Origin of the sequence: Nocardiopsis sp. NPDC057823 (genome assembly GCF_042797335.1) — a bacterium.
GTDB lineage: Bacteria > Actinomycetota > Actinomycetes > Streptosporangiales > Streptosporangiaceae > Nocardiopsis > Nocardiopsis changdeensis.
The window spans coordinates 152,906-172,297 of record NZ_JBHVLR010000004.1 but is presented as its reverse complement, the minus strand read 5'-3'; the positions used below and the strand labels follow the sequence as shown (position 1 = coordinate 172,297).

Genomic DNA, 19,392 nt, shown 5'->3' with positions numbered 1-19,392 from the left:
CCGTGGGGGACGGTGTGAGGATCCGGGCGGGGCGCCGGGTGGTCGAGGTGAAGCGCCCGGACAAGGAGCTCTTCGGGGCGGGCGGCCCCACCAAGGAGGACCTGGCCCGCTACCACGTGCGGATCGCGCCTTTGATGCTGCCGCACCTCAAGGGCCGCCCCGTGGCGCTGGAGCGCTACCCCGGCGGGGTCGGCGGCCCCGGCTTCTTCGTCAAGCACCCCTCGGTCCCCGACTGGGTGCGCACCCTGGAGATCGAGGGCGAGCCGATGATGGAGGCCCGCGACACCGCCGCCCTGGTGTGGTGCGCCGACCAGGCCGCCATCACCCTGCACGCCTGGCAGTCCCGCGAACCCCGCCTGGGCCGGCCCGACCTCCTGATCCTCGACCTGGACCCGCCCGACACCGACCCCGGCGCGTTCGCCGCCTGCAAGGCGGCCGCCCGCGACGCCCGCGAGGTCCTGGAGGGGGCGGGCCTGGCCGCCTACGTCATGACCACCGGCTCCAAGGGCCTGCACGTCCGTTCTCCGCTGCGCCCCGAGCTGGACGACCAGGAGGTCCGGGACCTGGCGAAGCTCCTCGCGGAACGGGTGGCCGAGCGCGCCCCCGGGGAGCGCACCACGGAGGTGCGCAAGAACAAGCGCGAGGGCCGCCTGTTCGTCGACTACCTCCGCAACGGCCGCGAGCAGCTGGCGGTCGCCCCCTACTCGGTCCGGGTCCGCGAGGGCGCCCCGGTGGCCGCGCCCCTGTTCTGGGAGGAGCTGGACGGCCTGGAGTCGCCCCGCGCCTTCGGCCTGGACCTGGAGCGCGAGGAGTGCCCCTTCCGGGGCATGCACCGCCGCGCCCGCTCCCCGAAGCGGGCGCGCGACCGGCTCGGCTGACCGCGCGCCGCCCGGGACCGGGCGGCGCGCGGACGGGCCGGGGGCTAGTACCCGTAGATCATCCTGTACGCGACCTCCGGCAGGAAGTCCCCGGCCCGGGACCCCTGTCCGACACCGCAGTCACCGTCGGACTCGCCCGGGGTCTTGATCCACAGGAGCATCTCCGCCCCGCCGCCCAGCCGCGTGGGCGTTCCCAGCCTGCGCCCCGCCGGGTTGCACCACTCCCCGTTGGACCCGTTGCCGTTGCGGCTGGTGTCCACCACGAACGGCTTCGTGTACCCGTACCGGGAGGAGAGCACCTGGTTGATCCTCTGGGCGTAGGCGGTGTTCTCCGCGGTGGTGAAGTAGTTCGACACGTTCAGCGAGAACCCCCGGGCCCCGCTGAGCCCGGCCTGGTGCAGGCGCTCGGCCACGGTCGCGGCGTCGAGCCACCCCGGGTTGCCCGCGTCCATGTACACCCACGTGTTGGGGGCCTGGTTCCGGAACTGCGTGAGGGCGTTGGACAGCATGCCCCGGCGCTCGGCGATCTCGTCCGGGCTCATGCAGTCGTAGTCGCCGAGGGAGTCCGGTTCCAGGATGACGACGGCCGGGCGGTGGCCGACGCCCCCGGCGAAGGCGCCGATCCACGTCGCGTACTCGGCGGGCGAGGCCGCGCCGCCCGAGGAGTGCCCGCCGCAGGCGTCGCGCCCGTACATGTTGTAGGCGACGAGGACGGGCAGCTTGTCCTGCTGGTCCGCCCGGCCGACGTAGGAGCCGGTGGCCGGGCCGATGCTGCCGCTCCAGGACCCGAACCAGCGGGCCATGGGCACGGAGGCGATCGAGGAGGTGATCGCCGCGGCCCGCCCGTCGTGCGGGTTGGCGGCGGCCCAGGCGCCCGGTGTGGAGGCGGGGTCGACGTAGAAGCCGCTGGTCATGGAGACCGGGTCTCCGGCGCGGGCGGCGTTGGCGGGTGGGGTGACGGCGAGGGCCAATGGCAGGGCGAGGATCGCGGCCGCGATCGAGCGGGTGAGGCGACGCATGGGTGGTACCCCTGTCTCTGCGCTGTTCGTGGCACGCCGCGCGGTGTGCGCGGCGCTGCCCCGGGCTTTCGTGGAAGCGCTCCCATTGGAAGCGCTTCCAGCCCGGTCCCGGGTCGTGGTGAGGCGCCTCACATCATGAGTTTCCCTGGAACCACCGTCAAGGGGGTGAAGGAAAATCTCCTCCGGACCCGTTCGGGGCTGACTCCGGAGTTAAACTGGAACCGCTTCCAGTCGAGCCCACGACCGCCCTGCCGGGAAGAACGGACCGCGATGACCGAGCAGCGCCCTCCCGCCCCCACCCTCGACGCCGTGGCCGCCCGAGCCGGGGTGTCCCGCTCCGTCGCCTCCCGTGCGCTCAACGGCGCCCCGCACGTCAGCCGGGACAAGCGCGAGGCGGTCCGGCGCGCGGTCCAAGAGCTGGGCTACGTGCCCGACACCAGGGCCCGCGCCCTGGCCACCCGGCGCAGCGGCACGGCCGCCCTGGTCGTCTCCGGCGAGGACCCGTCGATCTTCGCCGACCCCTTCTTCGCCCAGGTCATCGTCGGCCTGTCCGCCGCCCTGGAGGAGGGCGACCTGCACCTCATGCTGTGCCTGGCCGCCTCCGAGCGCGGCCGCCGCCGGGTGGAGGAGCTGCTGCGCTCCCGGGGCACCGACGGCGTGATGCCGATGGCGATGCGCGAGGGCGACCCCCTGCTGCCGGTGTTCGCCGCCTCCGAGGTGCCGGTGGTCTTCGGGGGGCTGCCCCCCGGCCCCGCCCCCCGCTGGTACGTCGACGTCGACAACGCCGGCGGCGCACGGCTGGCCACCGAGCACCTGCTCGCCCGCGGCCGCCGCCGGGTGGCCATGATCTCCGGCCCCGCCGACACCGAGGTCTCCCGCGCTCGCGAGCGCGGCCACCGCGAGGCCCTCGCCCTGGCCGGACGGGAGGCCCTCGCCCCCGAGCGCGGGGACTTCACCGAGGCCGGCGGCGCCGCCGCCATGTCCCGCCTGCTGGAGCGCCTCCCGGACGCGGACGGGGTGTTCGCCGCCAACGACAACATGGCCGCGGGCGCCCTGCGCGTCCTGCGCGCGGCGGGCCGGGACGTCCCCGGCGACGTCTCCCTGGTGGGGTTCGACGACCTGGACACCGCCCGCACCCGCGAGCCCGCGCTGACCACCGTGCGCCAGCCCGTCCGGGCCCTGGGCCGCGAGACGGCCCGGATGCTCCTCACCGTCCTGGGCGGCGGCGAGGCCACCCCGCTGATCCTGCCCACCGAGCTGGTCGTCCGCTCCACGTCCTGAGCGGTTCCGCCCCCTGTCCGGGCGGGGCCCGGGCGGGGCGTGTGTGGAGGGCGGGGAATCGGGGAAGACCCCCATCCCAGCACAGCACAGCGCAACCGACCCACGGGAGCACCACATGGAGGGCTACGGGGCCCAGATCGGCCTCGTGCTGGTCTTGGTCGTGGTGAACGCCCTGTTCGCCGGCAGCGAGATCGCGCTGGTCACCCTGCGCGAGGGCCAGATCCGCCGCCTGGAGGCGGGCGGCCGGGCGGGCCGGGCCGTCGCCAGGCTCGCCCGGGACCCCAACCGCTTCCTGGCCACCATCCAGATCTTCATCACGCTCGCCGGCTTCCTCGCCTCCGCGACCGCCGCCGTCACGCTGGCCGGGCCGCTGGTCGAGCCGCTGGGCTTCCTCGGCCCCTACGCCGCCCCGACGTCCGTCGTCCTGGTCACCCTGCTGCTGACCTTCCTCACCCTGGTCCTGGGCGAGCTCGCGCCCAAGCGCATCGCCATGCAGCGCGCCGAGGCGTGGTCGCTGCTGGCGGCCCGCCCCCTCGGCCTGCTCGCCGCCCTGTCGCGCCCGGTGGTGTGGCTGCTCGGGGTCTCCACCGACCTGGTGGTGCGGGTCTTCGGCGGCGACCCGGGGGCGGAGCGGGAGGACGTCACCGAGGAGGAGCTGCGGGACATGATCGTCTCGCGCGGCGACATCACCCCCGAGCAGCGGCACATCCTGGCCGGGGCGTTCGACATCCGCGAGCGCAAGGTCCGCCAGGTGCTGGTCCCGCGCCCCGAGGTCGACGTGGTCCCCGCGGGGACCACCGCCCGGGAGGCGCTGCGCATGCTCGCCGACCACGGGCACTCGCGGGCCCCCGTGGTGGCGGCCGGGGACGTGGACGACGTGCTCGGGGTGGTCCACTGGTCGGACCTGATCGGCCGGGACGACAGCGACGTCGCCGCCCTGATCCGCGAACCCCTCCTGCTCCCCGACTCGCTGTCGGTGTCGGAGGCCCTGCGGCGGATGACCGCCGACCGCCGCCGGCTGGCCGTGGTCATCGGCGAGGCCGGGGACGTCAGCGGGATCGTCTCGCTGGAGGACCTGCTGGAGGAGATCGTCGGCGACATCGCCGACGAGACCGACGAGCGGGACCCCGGGGTCGCCCGGCTGGACGGGGGCGCGCTGCGCGTCCCGGGCGCCTACCCGGTGCACGACCTGCCCCTGCTGGGGGTGGAGGTCGCCGACCCGCCCGAGGGCTCCTACGTCACGGTCGCCGGGATGGTGCTGGTCCTGCTCGGCCACATCCCCGGCGGGCCGGGGGAGCGGGTCGAGCTGGGCGGGTGGAGCGCGACGGTGGACGCGGCCGACGGCCGGGTGATCAGCAGCCTGGTGCTGGCGCCCTCAACGCTTGCGCAGCACCAGCAGTAGGTTCCAGGTGACGACCTCGCGCAGCCCCGGCACGCGCACGACCGGCTTGACCCAGGTCGGCAGGTAGCGGGGCCGCAGGTCCACGGGCTCGACGTCGGCGCGGCGGCGCGCCCACCGCAGCATCTCGCCCGCGTGGGCCGCGTACATGGTGCGGCCGAAGTCGTTCTTGGGCCTGCGCCCGTTGCGGCGGGCGAACCGCTCGGCGGCGTACCGGCCGCCCAGGTAGTGCCAGGGCGAGGTCTCGTGCCCGCCCCAGGGCGAGAACCACAGCGTGTACGACAGGTACACCAGCCCGCCGGGCCGGGTCACCCGCACCATCTCGTCGGCCATGCGCACCCGGTCCGGGACGTGTTCCAGCACGTTGGAGGAGAAGCACACGTCCACCGACCCGGTGCGCAGCGGCAGGTCCAGCGCGCTGCCCTGGAGGGCGAACGCGTCCGCGGAGCGCCCGTGCAGGGTCATCTCGTGGGCGTCGGAGTCGATGCACAGGCAGCGGGCGCCCGCCTCGCGCAGGGCGTCGGCGAAGTACCCGGGCCCGCCGCCCACGTCCACCACCAGCCGGCCGTCCAGCGGCGTGTACGAGCGCAGCTGGGCGACGGTGTCGCGGGCGAGGGTGCCGTAGAAGAACGCGGGGTCGGTCTGCTCCCTGCGGAACGCCGAGAACAGCGCGACCGACCGGCCCAGGGTGGCGCGGAACGGCACCGTGCCGTCGGGGCGGGTGGCGGTGGTCATCCCCCCACCGCCACGTAGTGGCGCAGGTGCCGCCAGTGGTCGCCGCCCCAGTACTCGTCGGAGGCGGCGATGCGTGCCTGGGGGAGCAGCTCGGCCAGGCGCTCGGTGCGCAGGGTGTGCATGCGCATCGGGGCGGGGTAGCGCAGCAGCGTCCGCTGGGCCCAGGCCACCAGGGGCCAGGGCGCGTACCGGAACACCAGCCCCTTGAAGGTGCGGCGCTCGCCCTCGGGGACGCCCAGCACCATGGCCCCGCCCGGGCGCACGACCCGGGCGAACTCGCGCACGTACCCCTCGGCCAGCTCCGGGGGCAGGTGCTGGAGCACCAGGTCGGTGTAGACGAGGTCGAAGGAGCCGTCCCCGAACATCGACAGGTCGGGCCGCTCGTTGAGGACGAACTCGATGCGCCCGCCGGAGCGGTCCAGCCGCCGGGCCTCCTCCAGCATGGGCGCGGAGATGTCGACGCCCACGACCCGGTCGAAGTGCGCGGCCAGCGCGTTGGACAGCCGTCCCGCGCCGCAGCCGAAGTCGAGCACCCGGCCGCCCTCGGGCCGCAGCCCCAGCTCGTCCAGGCGGGCCACCGCGGGGTCGACGGCGGCGCGGCCGGAGGCGAGGAACTCGTCGTCGTCCCAGCCGCCGTCGCGCTTGGCGGGGTCGACGCACACCGCCCACAGGGGTTCGGTGGCCCCCAGCCGGGTCCAGTCGCGGCGGACCTGTTCGAGTCCCACCACATCACCTCCAGGGGCGTTCTGAATCAAGTTCCCGTTCGGAGCATCCCGAGTGGAAAGACCAGTGTCAACAGCGATGCCGAAACTGGAACCTGTTGTATTCTGGCATCCGTTTTCCGGCTTGGCCAACCAGCGGCGGGGAGAGTACCGATGCCGTCCACCACCCCCACGACCGGTCCGGATCGGGAACCGGAGGTCGAGGTCAGGGTACGCCGCCCGGTCGAGGAGCCCGAGGACGAGGGCCCCGGCATCGGCGCGATGGCGGCCGAGTCCCTGCGCGCGCTGCGGGAGGTCTCCCGGGACAACGTGTTCCGCGCGGCGATGGCCGTCCTGGTGGTGGCGCTGGCCGCCAAGGTCTTCGTCCTGAACGCGTCCTACTTCGTCGAGGACGACTTCCTGTTCTTCGGCGCCGCCTACGCCACCGACCTCACCCCGGACTACCTGTTCTCCCTGCACAAGGGCCACTTCATGCCCGGGGCGATGTTCCTGGTCTACCTCCAGACGGCCTTCTGGCCGTACAACTGGTGGGTGAGCGCCGGGGTGATGCTGGGACTCCAGGCCCTGGCGCTGCTGGTGTTCCTGCGGCTGCTGTGGGAGCTGTTCGGCCGCCGCTGGGCGCTGCTGATCCCGTTCACGGTCTACGCGCTGGCCCCGCTGACCATCCCGGTGCTCGGCTGGTGGGCGGCGGCGCTGAACGCGGTGCCGTTCCAGCTGGCCATCCTGCTGTCCCTGCTGTGGACGGTCCGCTACGTGCGCACCGGCGACCCCCGGTACGGCTGGTGGACGACGGCCGCGGTGGTCTTCGGCATGTTCTTCTCGGTGAAGGCGCTGTTCCTGCCCTCGCTGCTGTTCGTGTTCGCCGTCGCGTTCCTGTACCCCGGGAGCCTCTTCGCGGGGGCGGTGCGGGCGTTCCGCGCTCACCGCGCGTTCTGGGCCGCGATGGTCGCCATGACCCTGGGCTACCTGGTCCTGTACCTGGTCAGCCAGAACACCGGCAGCGGCACCGAGGGCGCCGGGGTGCCCGAGGCCGAGGCGGCCGGCGAGCTGCTGCGGCGCATGCTGGGGCAGGTGTTCCCGGTGGGCGCGCTGGGCGGCCCCTTCGAGTGGGCGATCATCACCCCGGCGGGCGGCCTGATCGAACCGCGCGGGTTCGTGGTGCTGGGCGCGGGCGTCATGTGGCTCGCCGTCGTCCTGAGCAGCCTGTGGCTGCGCGGGCGCGCCTGGCGGGCGTGGGCGCTGCTGCTGGGCTACCTGGTCTTCGTGGACGCGATCCCGACCGTGATCGCGCGCGGCCGCGGGCACGGCCTGGCCGGGGCCGACCCCCGGTACGTGGCCGACGCGGCGCTGGTCTTCGCCCTGTGCCTGGCGCTGGCGTTCCTCGTGGTGCGCGAGCAGCGCGCCCGGGAGTCGGTCTCCACGGCCGGGGTCCCGCTCGCCACGCGCGCGGCCCCGGGCCGCCGGGCCCGGCGCAACCGGGCGGTCGCGGCCGCGGTGCTGACGGCCGGCTACGCCGCGGGCGCCCTGTACTCCACCTACACCTACGCCGGGACGCTCAACGGCGACCGGCTGCGCGAGTACATGGACAACGTGCGCGCCTCCATGGCGGACCTGCCGGAGGAGGGCGCGTTCTACCCGCGGCCGGTCCCGGAGGACGTGGTCCTGGACTGGAACGGCGACCGGCGGCTCACCTCCTACGTGCTGCCGCCGATGGCCCCGGAGCAGGACGGGGACCGGTTCGCGCACCCGGAGCAGGGCGCCGCCGCGTACGTGTTCGACGACGAGGGGACCCTGGTCCCGGGCGAGCACACCCTGTTCAGCAGCACGTTCCTGCCCGGGCCCGAGGACGAGTGCCTGGGGACGCTGGAGGGCGCGGTGTCCTGGCCCGCGCTGGCGCAGGGCGGCCCCCAGCAGGTGGCGACGGTCGCCTACACCGCGGACGCGGACACGCAGCTGGTGGTGTCGGTGGGCGGCGGCTGGATCGAGGCGGTCCTGCCGGCCGCCCCCGAAGGCGGCTTCTGGCACCTGCCGGTGCCCCAGCAGGGGGACCGCCTCTCCCTGCTCACCGAGGGCGACGAGCTGTGCATGACGGCGGTGGCCATCGGCGGGCTGGCCCCGGACGCGGAGGGCGGCCACCCGATCCCGCTCTCCCAGGAGGAGCCCGCCGAGCCCGGGGACGGCGCCGAGGACGGGGACGCCGGGGAGGCCGCGGAGGGGGAGTGAGCCCTCAGGCCCGGCGCCGCTCCCGGAAGAACCGGCGCGACCAGCGCCGGGACGGCTCCTCCACCCAGCGGTACGTGGCGGCGGCCAGCAGCACCGTCGCGAGCGTCACCGGCACCATGTCCAGCCAGAACGCGCCGGTGAAGATCTCCTGCCCGGTGAAGTCGCGCCACAGGTACAGCGCCAGGAACTGCCACAGGAACACCCCGTAGGACACCTTGGCCAGGTACTGGCACACCCGGTGCCGCAGCAGCGCCTCCATCCACCGGCCCCCGCGCCAGGCCTCGGCCGAGCGCAGCGGTGCGGGCGGGCCCGCCGGCCGGGGCGCGAGCGCTGCGGGGGCGATGATCAGGAACGCGAAGCCGATGTCGGCCGCGGAGGAGAACGCCGAGCTCCACAGGTCGCCCGCGCCGATGAACCGGCCACCGGTGGCGTCGGTGGCGGCCAGGGCGAAGAACCCGCCCGCCGCCGCCCAGCAGACCCCCGGGGCGGAGGCGACGGTGCGGCAGAAGCGCCGCACCGGGCCGTCGGGGCCGGACTCGCGCCAGGCCCACTCCGACAGCACGGCCAGCGCCATGCCGGCGGCGAACATGCCCAGCGTGCGCGGCAGCCAGGCGTGCATGTAGTGGCGCGGCTCGGGCAGGAACTGCGGCAGCAGCGCCGCGAACCCCAGCGCCGCCATGACCCCCAGGCCCCACAGCAGGCGGCGGCCCCGGGCGTCGGGGGTCCGGCCGCGCCGGGCCCACAGCGACAGCAGCAGGGCGAACACCGGCAGCAGCAGGTAGAAGCTCACCTCGACGGACAGGCTCCACATCTGCCCCAGGCCGTAGGGGCCGGTGCCCACCCACGAGGGGTCGGTGTTGAACGGGAAGGTGAGGGTCATGGCCTCCAGCCAGTACCGCGGCGAGTCCAGGTGCTCGCGCGAGTACAGCAGCAGCGCGGCCAGGGCCACCACCCAGTAGGCGGGGAACACGCGCACGACCCGCCGCCACAGGTAGGTGCGGGAGGAGGGGGAGGGCGTCCCGTCCAGGACGGCCCGCGCCCAGGGGCGGTACAGCAGCACCCCGGACAGCGTGAAGAACAGCGGCACCGCGAGGTCGAACGCCGACAGCACACCGCCCAGGACGCCGGGGGCCAGCGAGTCGCCGGTCTCGGTGGCGACGTGGAAGACCAGGACCATGAGGGCGGCCACGGCGCGGATGCCGTCGAGGGTCTCGTGGCGGCCGTCGACCTGCGGCAGGAGCCGGGCGGGGTCGGGGACCGCGGAGGAGGTGCGCGCGCCGCCGGAGGGGGTGCCGGTGGGGTCCTCGGGCGCGGAGGGAATGGGCGCCATGGGGCCTTCCAGGACGGGGAGGAGCCGGAACACGGTCCACTAGAACGTGTTATAAAAATTCAGACACGCCCTGGTGACGTCGTTCACTACTGGGCAGTACTCTACCCGGAACTGAAGCTAGTTCCACTGAAGCCCGTTACAGATCCAGACTCACATCGCCCAGGAGGGCAAATGCGCCGTGCCATAGCGGTCGTTCTCATCGGGTTTGGAGTCTTCTTCCTCGCCGTTGCACCCCTCATGCGCACGTGGGTGTCCAGCTCCCTGATGAAGACCCCCCTGACCTACTACGTCGAGTACACCAACGTCGCCGAGGGGGCGACCTACTTCAACATCGAGGAGGTCGAGCTCGTCGAGAACGCCACGCTGGAGGCCAGCGTCACCATCCGGGCCGACGTGGCCTCCAGCACCGACGAGATCGTGGTCTGGGACCAGTTCACCTGGCTGCGGGACGCCGACACCGACTTCGGCATCACCTCCACCAGCCGCCGCGCCGGCCACGACCGGGTCACCGGCGAGGCCGTCGACTGCTGCGACGCGATGGTCAACGAGGAGGCCACCGTCCAGAGCGGCCAGGCGTGGAAGTTCCCCTTCTTCACCGAGCAGCGCGACTACGACTTCTTCGAGACCACCGTCAAGGAGCCGGTCCCGATGGAGTTCCAGGCCGTCGAGGAGATCGAGGGCGTCGAGGTCTACCGCTTCGAGCAGGTCGTCGACGGCGAGGTCATCGGCGAGCGCACCCTGCCGCGCTCGGTCGCCGGGCTGGAGGGCGAGGGCGACGTGACCGGCGACGAGGTCTTCTCCATCACCCGCACCTACTGGATCGACCCGGTCACCGGCTCCCCGATCAAGGTCAGCGAGCACCAGAACCGCGTCGTCGTCGTGGACGGCGAGGAGGTCCTGACCCTGCTCGACGCCGAGCTGGTCTTCGACGACGCCTCCGTCCGGACCGCCCTGGAGAACTCCGAGCAGGGCCGCACCATGCTGCCGCTGATCCACACCACGATCCCGCTCGCCGCCCTCATCGTCGGCGTCGGCTTCATCGGGATCGGAGTCGTCCTGTACCTCACCGGCCGACCCCGTGCCCACCACAACTGAAGGACCCGTCGGACCCCGTCCCCGCCGCGGCCGGCGGGGCGGGTCCGTCCGAGCGGCCGGGAGGGTGAGCGGATGACGTCGGTGGTGCCGGGGACCGGGACCGGGGGGACCCCGTCCGGTGACCGCCGTCTGCGCGACACCCTGCCCTTCGCCCTGCTGCGGGCCTGCCGCCCGCGCCAGTGGCTGAAGAACCTGCTGGTCCTGGCCGCCCCGGCGGCGGCCGGGGCGCTCTCCGAACCGCGCGCCCTGCTGCTGTGCGCGGCGGTCTTCGCGCTGTTCTCCGCGGCGGCGAGCGGCACCTACCTGCTCAACGACGTCCGCGACGTCGAGCGCGACCGCGCCCACGCGCGCAAGCGCCACCGCCCCATCGCCGCCGGGCTGGTCCCGGCACCCCTGGCGGTGGCCGCGGGGATCGCCCTGTGCGCCCTGGCCCCGGCGGCCTCCCTCGCCCTGGGCGAGCCGCTGCTCACCGGCGTCCTCGCCGGGTACGTCCTGCTCACCCTCGCCTACACGCGCTACCTCAAGGACATCGCGATCTGCGACCTGGTCGCGGTCGCCGCCTGCCACGTGCTGCGCGCCGTCGCCGGGGGCGTCGCCGTCGGCGTCCCGCTGACCTCCTGGTTCGTCATCGTGGTGTCCCTGGCGGCGCTGCTGGTCGTGGTCGGCAAGCGCGAGGCCGAGCTGCGCGCCCTGCACAAGGGGGACGCGGGCGGACCGGTCCGGGCCACCCTGCGCGCCTACACCCCCACGTACCTGTCCCAGACCCGCACCATGGCGTCGGCGGCGATGATCGTCACTTACTGCCTGTGGGCGCTGGAGCAGGACGGCGGCGCGCAGAACCTGTTCCACGTGGGCAGTATCGTTCCCTTCATCATGTTCGTCCTGCGCTACAACCTGCTGGTGGACCGGGGCGTGGGCGAGGAGCCGGAGGAGATCGCCCTGCGCGACCACCCCCTCCAGGTCGTCCTCGTCTCCCTCGCCCTCCTGGTGGGGCTGGGCATCTACCTCTAAGGGGGACCCTCCGTGGCCTCGCAGCCGGAACGCCCCGTGCTCCTCACCGGGTGGGGCCGTACCGCGCCGACCGCCGCCCGCGTCGTGCGCCCCCGCTCCGCCGCGCAGGTCGCGCGGGCCCTGGCCGAGGCGGGGCCGCGCGGAGTGCTCGCCCGCGGCCTGGGGCGCTCCTACGGCGACGCCGCCCAGGCGGCCGGCGGCACCGTCCTGGACTGCACCGAACTGACCGGCCCCATCCGGTTGGACGCCGACCGCGGCGAGGTCACCGTCCCGGCCGGGGTGTCCTTCGACCGGCTCATCGCCCACCTGCTCGAACGCGGGTACTTCGTGCCGGTCACCCCGGGGACGCGGCAGGTCACCGTGGGCGGGGCGATCGCCGCCGACGTGCACGGCAAGAACCACCACGCCGACTCCTCCCTGGGCGCGCACGTGCGCTCCCTGACCCTGGCGGCGCCCACCGGGGAGGCGCTGACCCTCACCCCCGACGGCGGGGACGCCGAGCTGTTCCGGGCGACGCTGGGCGGGATGGGGCTGACCGGGGTCGTCACCGAGGCGACCCTGGCCGTGCTGCCGGTGGAGACCTCCTACATGCGGGTGGACACCGACCGCACCGACTCCCTGGACGCCACCCTGGACCTGATGTCGCGCACCGACGCCGACTACCGGTACACGGTGTGCTGGGTGGACCTGCTCGCCAAGGGGAGCGCGATGGGGCGCGGGGTGCTGACCCGCGCCGACCACGCCGGCCTGCGCGACCTGCCGCCCGCCCTGCGCCGCGACCCGCTGCGCCACCGCGCGGGCAGTCCGCTGGCCGCCCCGCCGTGGGCGCCGCCGGGGCTGCTCAACTCCTGGACGGTGGGCGCGTTCAACGCCGTGTACCGGGGCGCGGCGCCCCGGCGCAGGCGCGGGGAGGCCCAGCCGATCGCCGGGTTCTTCCACCCGCTGGACGCCGTCCGCGGCTGGAACCGGCTGTACGGGCCGCACGGGCTGGTGCAGTACCAGTTCGTGGTGCCGTTCGGGGCCGAGGACACCCTGGTCCGGATCATGGAGGGGCTGTCCCGGGCGGGCGCGCCGTCGTTCCTCACCGTGCTCAAACGGCTGGGCGAGGGCACCGGCGGCCACTTGTCGTTCCCCCGGCCCGGGTGGACGCTGGCCGTGGACCTGCCCGCCGGGCTGCCGGGCCTGGGCCGCATGCTGCGCCGCTTCGACGAGCTCCTACTGGCCGCTGACGGCCGCCTCTACCTGGCCAAGGACGGCCGCGCCGACGCGGAGACGGTCCACGCCATGTACCCCGACCTGCCCGCCTGGCGCAAGGTCCGGGAGCGGGTCGACCCCGACGGGGTGCTCGTCTCCGACCTGGCCCGCCGCCTGCGGCTGCTCTGACATCCGCGTTCGTCACCCGGAAGGACATCCAAGGCACATGCGCGACTCGGTGGGAACGGTGCGGACCGTACTGCTGCTCGGCGGCCGCAGCGAGATCGGCCTGGCCATCGTCGAACGTCTGGTGCGCGAGGGCGCCCGCGAGGTGGTGCTGGCCGCCCGCGGCGGCGTCGCCGAGCCCCCGGCCGCCCTGGCCGCCCTGGGCGCGAAGGTCCACTCGCTGGAGTTCGACGCGACCGCCCCCGACACCCACACCGCCACGGTCGACGGGGCGGTGGCCCTGGTGGGCGACCTCGACGTGGTCGTGGACGCGTTCGGCGTGCTCGGCACCCAGGCCGACTACGAGGCCGACCCGGCGGCCGCGGCCCGCGCGGCGGCGGTCAACTACACCGGGCACGTCTCCGCCGGGCTGGCGGTCGCCGCCTGCCTGCGCGAGCAGGGACACGGAGCGCTGGTGGTGCTGTCGTCGGTGGCCGGGGTGCGGGTGCGCAGGTTCAACTTCGTGTACGGCTCGGCCAAGGCGGGCCTGGACGGGTTCGCTCAGGGGCTGGCCGACTCCCTGCACGGCAGCGGGGCGCGGGTGCTGGTGGTGCGCCCCGGCTACGTGCCCACCCGGATGTCGGCGCACGTGGACCCGGCGCCGTTCCCGGCCACCCCCGCCCAGGTCGCCGAGGCCGTGTCGGCGGGGCTGCGCTCGGGGGCGACCACGGTGTGGGCGCCGCGCGTGCTCGCCCCGGTCTTCGCGGGCATGCGGCTGATGCCGCGCCCGATCTGGCGCCGCCTGGGCCGCTAGGAGCGGCCGGGGCCGTAGATGCGCAGGAACGCGGTGACGCCGGAGCGGACCAGGGCCCGGCGCTCGGCCTCCTCCAGGGGGGCCGCGTTGAAGAACGACCGGTTGGTCGCCGGGGTCTGCACCAGCGCCACGTAGTGCTCGGCGGCCGTCTCCTCCCCTCCGGCGGGGATGTCGAGCAGGCCCCGGTCGGCCATCGCGCGCAGCCGCGCGGCCAGGCCCCGGCGGACCGGCCCGGGGCCGGTGTCCAGCCACACCCGGACGGCGTCGGGGAAGTGCAGCGCCTCGGCGATGAGCAGCCGCACCAGCGCCCCGTGGTCGGGGCGGTGCAGCCCGGGGGAGGCCCACGCGTCGCCGAAGGCGACCAGGGCCTCCTCGGCGTCCGCGGGGTCGGCCAGGTGGCGGGCGGCCGTCGCGGCGAAGTCCTCGGCGACCGCGGCGCTGCTCTGCTCGACGATCGCGGAGAACAGCCCCTCCTTGTCGCCGAAGTGGTTGTAGACGGTGCGCTTGGAGACTTCGGCGCCGGCCGCGATCGCGTCCATGCTCGCGCGGGTGTAGCCCTCGCGCAGGAACACCCGCCGGGCCGCGTCGAGGATGGCCGCGTGCTTGGCGGGACGGCCGCAGGTCGGCGGGGGAGCGGGGCGCTGGGCGGTCATCGGGTGGGTCCGTTCGGTTCGGGTCGCGGCGGGCTCTCCAGCAGCGTATTCCCCGATCCGGCGGTCGGATACGGCACGGCGACAAATCTACACTGCACGGTGTAGTTTACTTTCCATGTCCGAGAAAGTCCCTCGCACGCGGGGCCGGGAGCGCCTCGACGCACCCCTGGTCCGGCTCACCGCCGTCCTCCTGGCCGGAGCCTTCGCCGCCCTGGCCGACAGCACCGTCGTCACCGTCGCGGTCGACGACCTCTCCGACGCCTTCGACGCGCCCGTGTCCCGGGTGCAGTGGGTCGTGACCGCCAACCTCCTGGCCATGACCGCAGCCATCCCCGTCGTCGGCTGGGCCCTGGACCGGTTCGGCCCCCGCGCGGCCTGGATCGGTGCGCTCACCCTGTTCGGGGCCGGCGCCGCCCTGTCCTGCGCGGCCTGGTCCCTGGAGTCCCTCATCGTGATGCGGGCCCTCACCGGGTTCGGCGGCGGCATGGTCCTGCCGCTCACCATGGCGATCCTCGCCCGGGCCGCCGGACCCGGCCGCGTGGGCCGGGCCATGGCCCTGATCAGCGTGCCCGGCCAGCTCGCCCCCGTGCTCGGCCCGGTCGCCGGGGGAGCGGTCCTGGAGTCCCTGGGCCACCGCTGGGTGTTCGCCCTGGTCCTGCCCCTGGTCGCGGTCGCCGTCCTGTCCGCCGTGCGCGGGATCCCCCGGGGCGGACCCGACCGCTCCGAACGCCTCGACCCCCTGGGCCTGGCCCTGCTCTCCCTCGGCCTGGTCGCCCTGCTGCACGGGCTGTCCTCCCCGACGACCTGGGCCGGTCCCCTGTGGGCCGGGCTCGGCGCGCTGCTGCTCTCCGGCTTCGCGCTGAGCGCCCTGCGGCCCCGCGAGGGCGCGCCGCCGCCCGCCCTGGACCTGCGGCTGTTCGCACACTCCCCGTTCCGGAACGGGGCCGCGCTCATGTTCGTCTTCGGGCTGTGCATCTGGGGCGGCATGTTCCTGCTGCCGCTCTTCCACCAGCGCGTCTCCGGGGCCGACCCCCTGGACGCCGGACTGCTGCTGGCCCCCATGGGCGCCGGGGTGGCCCTGGCCGTCCTCTGCGTCGGCGGCCCCGCCGACCGGCTCGCCCCCCGCCACCTCGTGGTCGCGGGGCTGGCCGTGGCGGCCCTGGCCACGGTCCCCTTCGCGCTCGCCACCGCCGACACCCCGCAGTGGTGGCTCGGCGCCGCCCTCTTCGTCCGCGGCGCGGGCCTGGGCACCGCCTCGGTGCCCCTGCTCGCCGCCGCCTACCGGGGACTGGAAGCCGACCGGATCCCGCACGCCACCGTCGCCCTCAACGTGCTGCAACGGGTCGGCGCGGCGGCCGGGACCGCCGGGCTCGCCCTGGTCCTGACGGGCGGCGCGGCCTCCGCCGACCCGGTCCCCGCCTTCCAGGCGGCCTTCTGGTGGATGGCCGCCCTGACCGCCGCCGCCCTGCTCCCCGCGCTCCTGCTGCCCGCCACCCGTCCCGACCGGGACGCCTGAACCCACGGAGGCACCGTGTACGCCGTCGCCATCACCCGCTTCGGGGACCCCGAGGTCCTGACCCCCGTCGACCTGCCCCTGCCCGAGCCCGGCCCCGGGCAGGTCCGCGTCCGCGTGGCCGCCGTCGGCGCGCTGCCCCTCGACGCGCGGATCCGCCGGGGCGAGCTCCCCTGGCGCGACCGGATCGACCTGCCGCTGGTCCCCGGGAACCAGTTCGCCGGAACCGTGGACGCCCTCGGAGAGGGGACCGCGGGACCGGCGGCCGGGACCCCGGTCCTGGGCTTCTCCACCTTCGGCGCCTACGCCGAACACATCGTCGTCGGCGCCGACCAGGTCGTCCCCCGGCCGGACGCCCTGCCGGAGGCCGAGGCGGCGGCCCTGCCCGCCCGGGGCCAGGGGGCGGTCATGGTCCTGGAAGCGCTCGGGGTGGGCCCCGGCGACACCCTGTTCGTCAACTCCGCCGCCGGCGGCCTGGGCTCGGCGATCGTGCGGCTGGCCCTGCTCCGGGGTGCGGCACGGGTGATCGGCGCGGCCTCCGAGCGCCACCACGACCACCTGCGCTCACTGGGCGCGGTCCCGGTCACCTACGGGGACACCATGGTCGAGCAGGTCAGGGCCGTCGCGCCGGACGGGGTCGACGCCGGGTACGACGCCCGCGACGACGCCTCGCTACGGCAGGTCCTGGAGATCGTCGGCGCGCCGGAGAGGGTGCTGAGCATGGTCTCCCCGGACGCCCCGGCCCGGTTCGGCACGGCGGCCGTCGACGGGGTCCGCTCGGCCGAGCGGCTGGCCTCGGTGGTCGGCCTGTACGAGCGCGGCGAGTACGCGGTGGAGCTGCGCGAGGTCCTGCCGCTGGCCGAGGCCGCCCGCGCGCACCGGATCCTCGACTCCGGGCACGGGCGCGGGGCGGTCGTCCTCACACCCTGAGGGGGACACGGGCGGGGCCCGCGCTCCGGCGGGCCCCGCGGATCACTCCGGTGTCCCGGCGGCCGGGGCGGTGTCGGCCTCGGTGAGGCGGTAGAACGCCAGCGGCACCAGGCACAGCAGCATCACCGCGGCCGGGACCAGGGTGCTGCCGATCAGCATGCCCCGAAGCGCCTCGTCGCTCTGCCGGACGACCTCGCCCGCGCCCGACTCCACGTAGCCGCTCAGCGCGAGCGACAGCGACAGCAGGCCGGTGCCCACCGACTGGGCCAGCGCCTCGCCCGCCGTCCACACGCCCGACAGCACGCCGCCCTGGCGGCGGCCGTCGTCGGTGGCGGCCAGGCAGTCGGCCAGCATCGACCACGGCAGCAGCATCGTTCCCGACAGGCCGACGCCCACCAGCACCGAGGAGGCGACCGCGACCGGCACGCCCCCCAGCGGGATGCACAGCAGCCCCAGACCGCCCGCGGAGAACACGGCGGCCGCGTAGGCGGCGGCCCGGCGCTTGTCCACCCGCACGGAGACCCGCCGCCACAGCGGAGCGGCGGCCATCAGCGGGACCAGCACGCACACCATGAGGATGCTCGTGTAGGCGGGCTCGCCCATGACGTTCGCGGTCACGTACGGCACGCCCGCCACCATCGTGCCGCTGGCCACGGACATCAGCAGCTGGGCGGGGAACAGCACCCGGAAGTGCCGGTGCGTGAGCGCCGTCCGCAGCTGGGCGGCCATGCCCTCGGTGCGGTGCGGGAACACGGTGCGCGGCGCCCGGCGGGTGCCGACCACCGTGCCCAGCATGGACACCAGCAGCACGACGCCCATCAGCGCGCCCATGAGCCGGTACCCGGCCACCTCGTCGGCGGGCGCGTTCTGGACGACGGGGGCCAGCGCCCCGCCGAGCATCAGGGCCAGGCCCACGAACACGGTCCGCCACGCGGTGAACGTCGACCGCTCGTGGTAGTCCGAGGTGATCTCCCCGGGCATCGCCGCGTGCGGCACCTGGAAGGCCGACGACGCCAGCGCCGCGGCGACGAACACCGCCGCCACGTACACCGCCGCTCCGTTCCCCTGGAGCGGCGGGCCGGCGAACATCGCGGCGAACAGCAGCGGCAGGGTCAGCGCGCCGGCCAGCATCCACGGCCGCCGCGGCCCCCAGGAGGAGCGGGTCCGGTCCGACCAGACCCCGATGTAGGGGCTGACCGCCAGGTCCACCAGCTTGGGCAGCAGCACCACCAGGCCGGCCACCGCCGGGCTCACCGCGAGCGTGTCGGTGAGGTAGATGAGCAGCAGCAGGCCGGGCACCGTGTTGAAGACGCCGGTGGCCACCGCACCGCTGCCGTACCAGGCGTGCACCGAGCGGGGCAGGGGGCCCGCCGCCGGAGGCGCGGCGGTCCCGGCGGTCGCGGGCTCGGAGGTGGCGGTCACGCGCGCCCGTCCGCTCCGGCCTCGGCGGTCGCGGGGGCCTCGGCGGGCTCGGCGGAGGCGCCGTCCTTCTTCCCGTACAGCTCCTCGTGCGCGACCGGGTCCACGTCGTGGGCGACCGGGCAGCCCGCCGGGAACGTGCCGATCCTGTTGACGTCGTAGCCGCCGGGGTAGCTGCGGATGTTCGGGTTCTGGTCGGCCCAGAACGGCTCCTCGCGCGGCTTCATCCGGCGCACGACCTTGGCGCGGATCTTCAGCGCGATGTCCGCCGACCTGCGCCAGGCCTTGGACGGCGGCTCGTAGCGGAACGTCTCGATCAGCGACTCGTCCAGGATCGCCATGGAGAACCGGCGGGCCAGCCCGGCCACCCGCGGCGGGTAGAAGGTCACCATGAGGTCGAGGGTGGCGTCGGAGACCCTGCGGCCGCCCTCGGTGTAGGCGAAGTGCTCCTTCTCGTAGGCGTCGAGCAGGTCCCGGAACTCCTCGTAGGTCTCCGGGATCTCCTTGATGCCCATGTACCTGCCGAGCCTGCGGTAGTAGTGGACGATCGCCGAGACCTCGTGGTCGGACAGCCGGCGCCAGCCGTACCCGTACTCGTTGATCCAGCGCACCGGCATGACGACGAACGTGCTGAGCACGTAGCGGTAGTCGTCGTTGGAGATGTCGTAGGACCGGTGCATCTGGTTCATCCGCCGCAGGGCGTCGCGGCCCTGGCCGGGCTCGAACCCGTACCGCATCATGCTGTTGAGGATGAGCGCGGTGTCGTCGTAGCGCTTCTGGGTCTTGCCGGTGAACTCGTCCGTCCTGCCCAGCAGCTCCCCGATGCTCGGCACCGCGTAGGTCCGGTACAGGGCGATGCCCAGGGCCCGGCCCATGTCCCAGGGGAACTCGTGGGCGTTGAGGATCTGCATGATCCGCACGCAGTCGGCCTCGGCGTCCAGGCGGTGGATCTCGTCGCGGAAATCGAAACGCTTCATCAGCGGCTCCTTCGGGGTTAGGGGAGAGGCGGGG

At 74.5% G+C, this 19,392-nt stretch carries 17 protein-coding genes; 10 read left to right on the top strand and 7 right to left on the bottom strand.

The window, feature by feature from the left end; all coding sequences use genetic code 11:
* Nucleotides 1-2: 2 nt before the first annotated feature.
* Nucleotides 3-878: a non-homologous end-joining DNA ligase gene (gene ligD / locus ACFVNO_RS09495; RefSeq protein ID WP_355258172.1), complete on the top strand. Its 876-nt coding sequence runs from the start codon at nucleotides 3-5 to the stop codon at nucleotides 876-878.
* Between the two features lie 44 nt (nucleotides 879-922).
* Here the strand turns inward: ligD and ACFVNO_RS09490 are convergent, their stop codons facing one another.
* The gene (locus tag ACFVNO_RS09490) at nucleotides 923-1,897 is read right to left on the bottom strand and encodes a glycoside hydrolase family 6 protein (RefSeq protein ID WP_378891065.1); all 975 of its coding nucleotides are present in this window, start codon (nucleotides 1,895-1,897) and stop codon (nucleotides 923-925) included.
* A gap of 270 nt (nucleotides 1,898-2,167) precedes the next feature.
* Here ACFVNO_RS09490 and ACFVNO_RS09485 point away from each other — a divergent pair, with 270 nt between their 5' ends.
* Together ACFVNO_RS09485 and ACFVNO_RS09480 are read left to right on the top strand one after the other, a co-directional pair.
* On the top strand, nucleotides 2,168-3,178 hold the full coding sequence (locus ACFVNO_RS09485; RefSeq protein WP_355258166.1) for a LacI family DNA-binding transcriptional regulator: 1,011 nt from the start codon (nucleotides 2,168-2,170) through the stop codon (nucleotides 3,176-3,178).
* 115 nt (nucleotides 3,179-3,293) lie between these two features.
* Nucleotides 3,294-4,580, top strand: a complete 1,287-nt coding sequence (locus ACFVNO_RS09480; RefSeq protein ID WP_378891061.1) for a hemolysin family protein — start codon at nucleotides 3,294-3,296, stop codon at nucleotides 4,578-4,580.
* Here the strand turns inward: ACFVNO_RS09480 and ACFVNO_RS09475 are convergent.
* Complete coding sequence (locus tag ACFVNO_RS09475) at nucleotides 4,554-5,312, bottom strand: class I SAM-dependent methyltransferase (RefSeq protein WP_355258160.1); 759 nt, start codon at nucleotides 5,310-5,312, stop codon at nucleotides 4,554-4,556. The two genes, ACFVNO_RS09480 and ACFVNO_RS09475, sit on opposite strands and share 27 nt — an antisense overlap.
* Nucleotides 5,309-6,037, bottom strand: coding sequence for a methyltransferase domain-containing protein (locus ACFVNO_RS09470; protein ID WP_355258157.1), 729 nt, complete (start codon nucleotides 6,035-6,037; stop codon nucleotides 5,309-5,311). The genes ACFVNO_RS09475 and ACFVNO_RS09470 overlap by 4 nt, the downstream gene beginning before the upstream one ends.
* Before the next feature lie 150 nt (nucleotides 6,038-6,187).
* On the opposite strand from ACFVNO_RS09470, the gene ACFVNO_RS09465 reads away from it, so the two are divergent.
* Complete coding sequence (locus ACFVNO_RS09465; protein ID WP_378891056.1) at nucleotides 6,188-8,257, top strand: hypothetical protein; 2,070 nt, start codon at nucleotides 6,188-6,190, stop codon at nucleotides 8,255-8,257.
* A gap of 4 nt (nucleotides 8,258-8,261) precedes the next feature.
* On the opposite strand, the gene ACFVNO_RS09460 is transcribed toward ACFVNO_RS09465, so the two are convergent.
* Entirely contained in the window at nucleotides 8,262-9,587 is a 1,326-nt protein-coding gene (locus ACFVNO_RS09460) for an acyltransferase (RefSeq protein ID WP_355258151.1), read from the bottom strand.
* Between the two features lie 171 nt (nucleotides 9,588-9,758).
* Here ACFVNO_RS09460 and ACFVNO_RS09455 point away from each other — a divergent pair, with 171 nt between their 5' ends.
* The 4 genes from ACFVNO_RS09455 (at nucleotide 9,759) to ACFVNO_RS09440 (ending at nucleotide 13,866) form a co-directional block, all read left to right on the top strand.
* Nucleotides 9,759-10,682, top strand: coding sequence for a DUF3068 domain-containing protein (locus ACFVNO_RS09455; protein ID WP_378891053.1), 924 nt, complete (start codon nucleotides 9,759-9,761; stop codon nucleotides 10,680-10,682).
* A 72-nt stretch (nucleotides 10,683-10,754) separates the two neighbouring features.
* A complete protein-coding gene (locus ACFVNO_RS09450) occupies nucleotides 10,755-11,693 on the top strand; it encodes a decaprenyl-phosphate phosphoribosyltransferase (RefSeq protein WP_378891050.1) in 939 nt (312 codons plus the stop codon).
* Nucleotides 11,694-11,705: 12 nt separating this feature from the next.
* Nucleotides 11,706-13,076: an FAD-binding oxidoreductase gene (locus ACFVNO_RS09445; RefSeq protein WP_355258142.1), complete on the top strand. Its 1,371-nt coding sequence runs from the start codon at nucleotides 11,706-11,708 to the stop codon at nucleotides 13,074-13,076.
* 37 nt (nucleotides 13,077-13,113) lie between these two features.
* Nucleotides 13,114-13,866 (top strand): SDR family NAD(P)-dependent oxidoreductase, encoded by a 753-nt coding sequence (locus tag ACFVNO_RS09440; RefSeq protein ID WP_378891046.1) that lies wholly within the window; start codon nucleotides 13,114-13,116, stop codon nucleotides 13,864-13,866.
* On the opposite strand, the gene ACFVNO_RS09435 is transcribed toward ACFVNO_RS09440, so the two are convergent.
* Nucleotides 13,863-14,519, bottom strand: coding sequence for a TetR/AcrR family transcriptional regulator (locus ACFVNO_RS09435; protein ID WP_378891043.1), 657 nt, complete (start codon nucleotides 14,517-14,519; stop codon nucleotides 13,863-13,865). The genes ACFVNO_RS09440 and ACFVNO_RS09435 overlap by 4 nt on opposite strands.
* A 115-nt stretch (nucleotides 14,520-14,634) precedes the next feature.
* Here ACFVNO_RS09435 and ACFVNO_RS09430 point away from each other — a divergent pair, with 115 nt between their 5' ends.
* Complete coding sequence (locus ACFVNO_RS09430; protein ID WP_378891040.1) at nucleotides 14,635-16,035, top strand: DHA2 family efflux MFS transporter permease subunit; 1,401 nt, start codon at nucleotides 14,635-14,637, stop codon at nucleotides 16,033-16,035.
* A 15-nt stretch (nucleotides 16,036-16,050) separates the two neighbouring features.
* Entirely contained in the window at nucleotides 16,051-16,962 is a 912-nt protein-coding gene (locus ACFVNO_RS09425) for an NADP-dependent oxidoreductase (protein ID WP_355258133.1), read from the top strand.
* Nucleotides 16,963-17,004: 42 nt separating this feature from the next.
* On the opposite strand, the gene ACFVNO_RS09420 is transcribed toward ACFVNO_RS09425, so the two are convergent.
* The gene (locus ACFVNO_RS09420) at nucleotides 17,005-18,384 is read right to left on the bottom strand and encodes an MFS transporter (RefSeq protein ID WP_355258130.1); all 1,380 of its coding nucleotides are present in this window, start codon (nucleotides 18,382-18,384) and stop codon (nucleotides 17,005-17,007) included.
* Complete coding sequence (locus tag ACFVNO_RS09415) at nucleotides 18,381-19,358, bottom strand: oxygenase MpaB family protein (protein WP_355258127.1); 978 nt, start codon at nucleotides 19,356-19,358, stop codon at nucleotides 18,381-18,383. The genes ACFVNO_RS09420 and ACFVNO_RS09415 overlap by 4 nt, the downstream gene beginning before the upstream one ends.
* Nucleotides 19,359-19,392 lie beyond the last annotated feature (34 nt).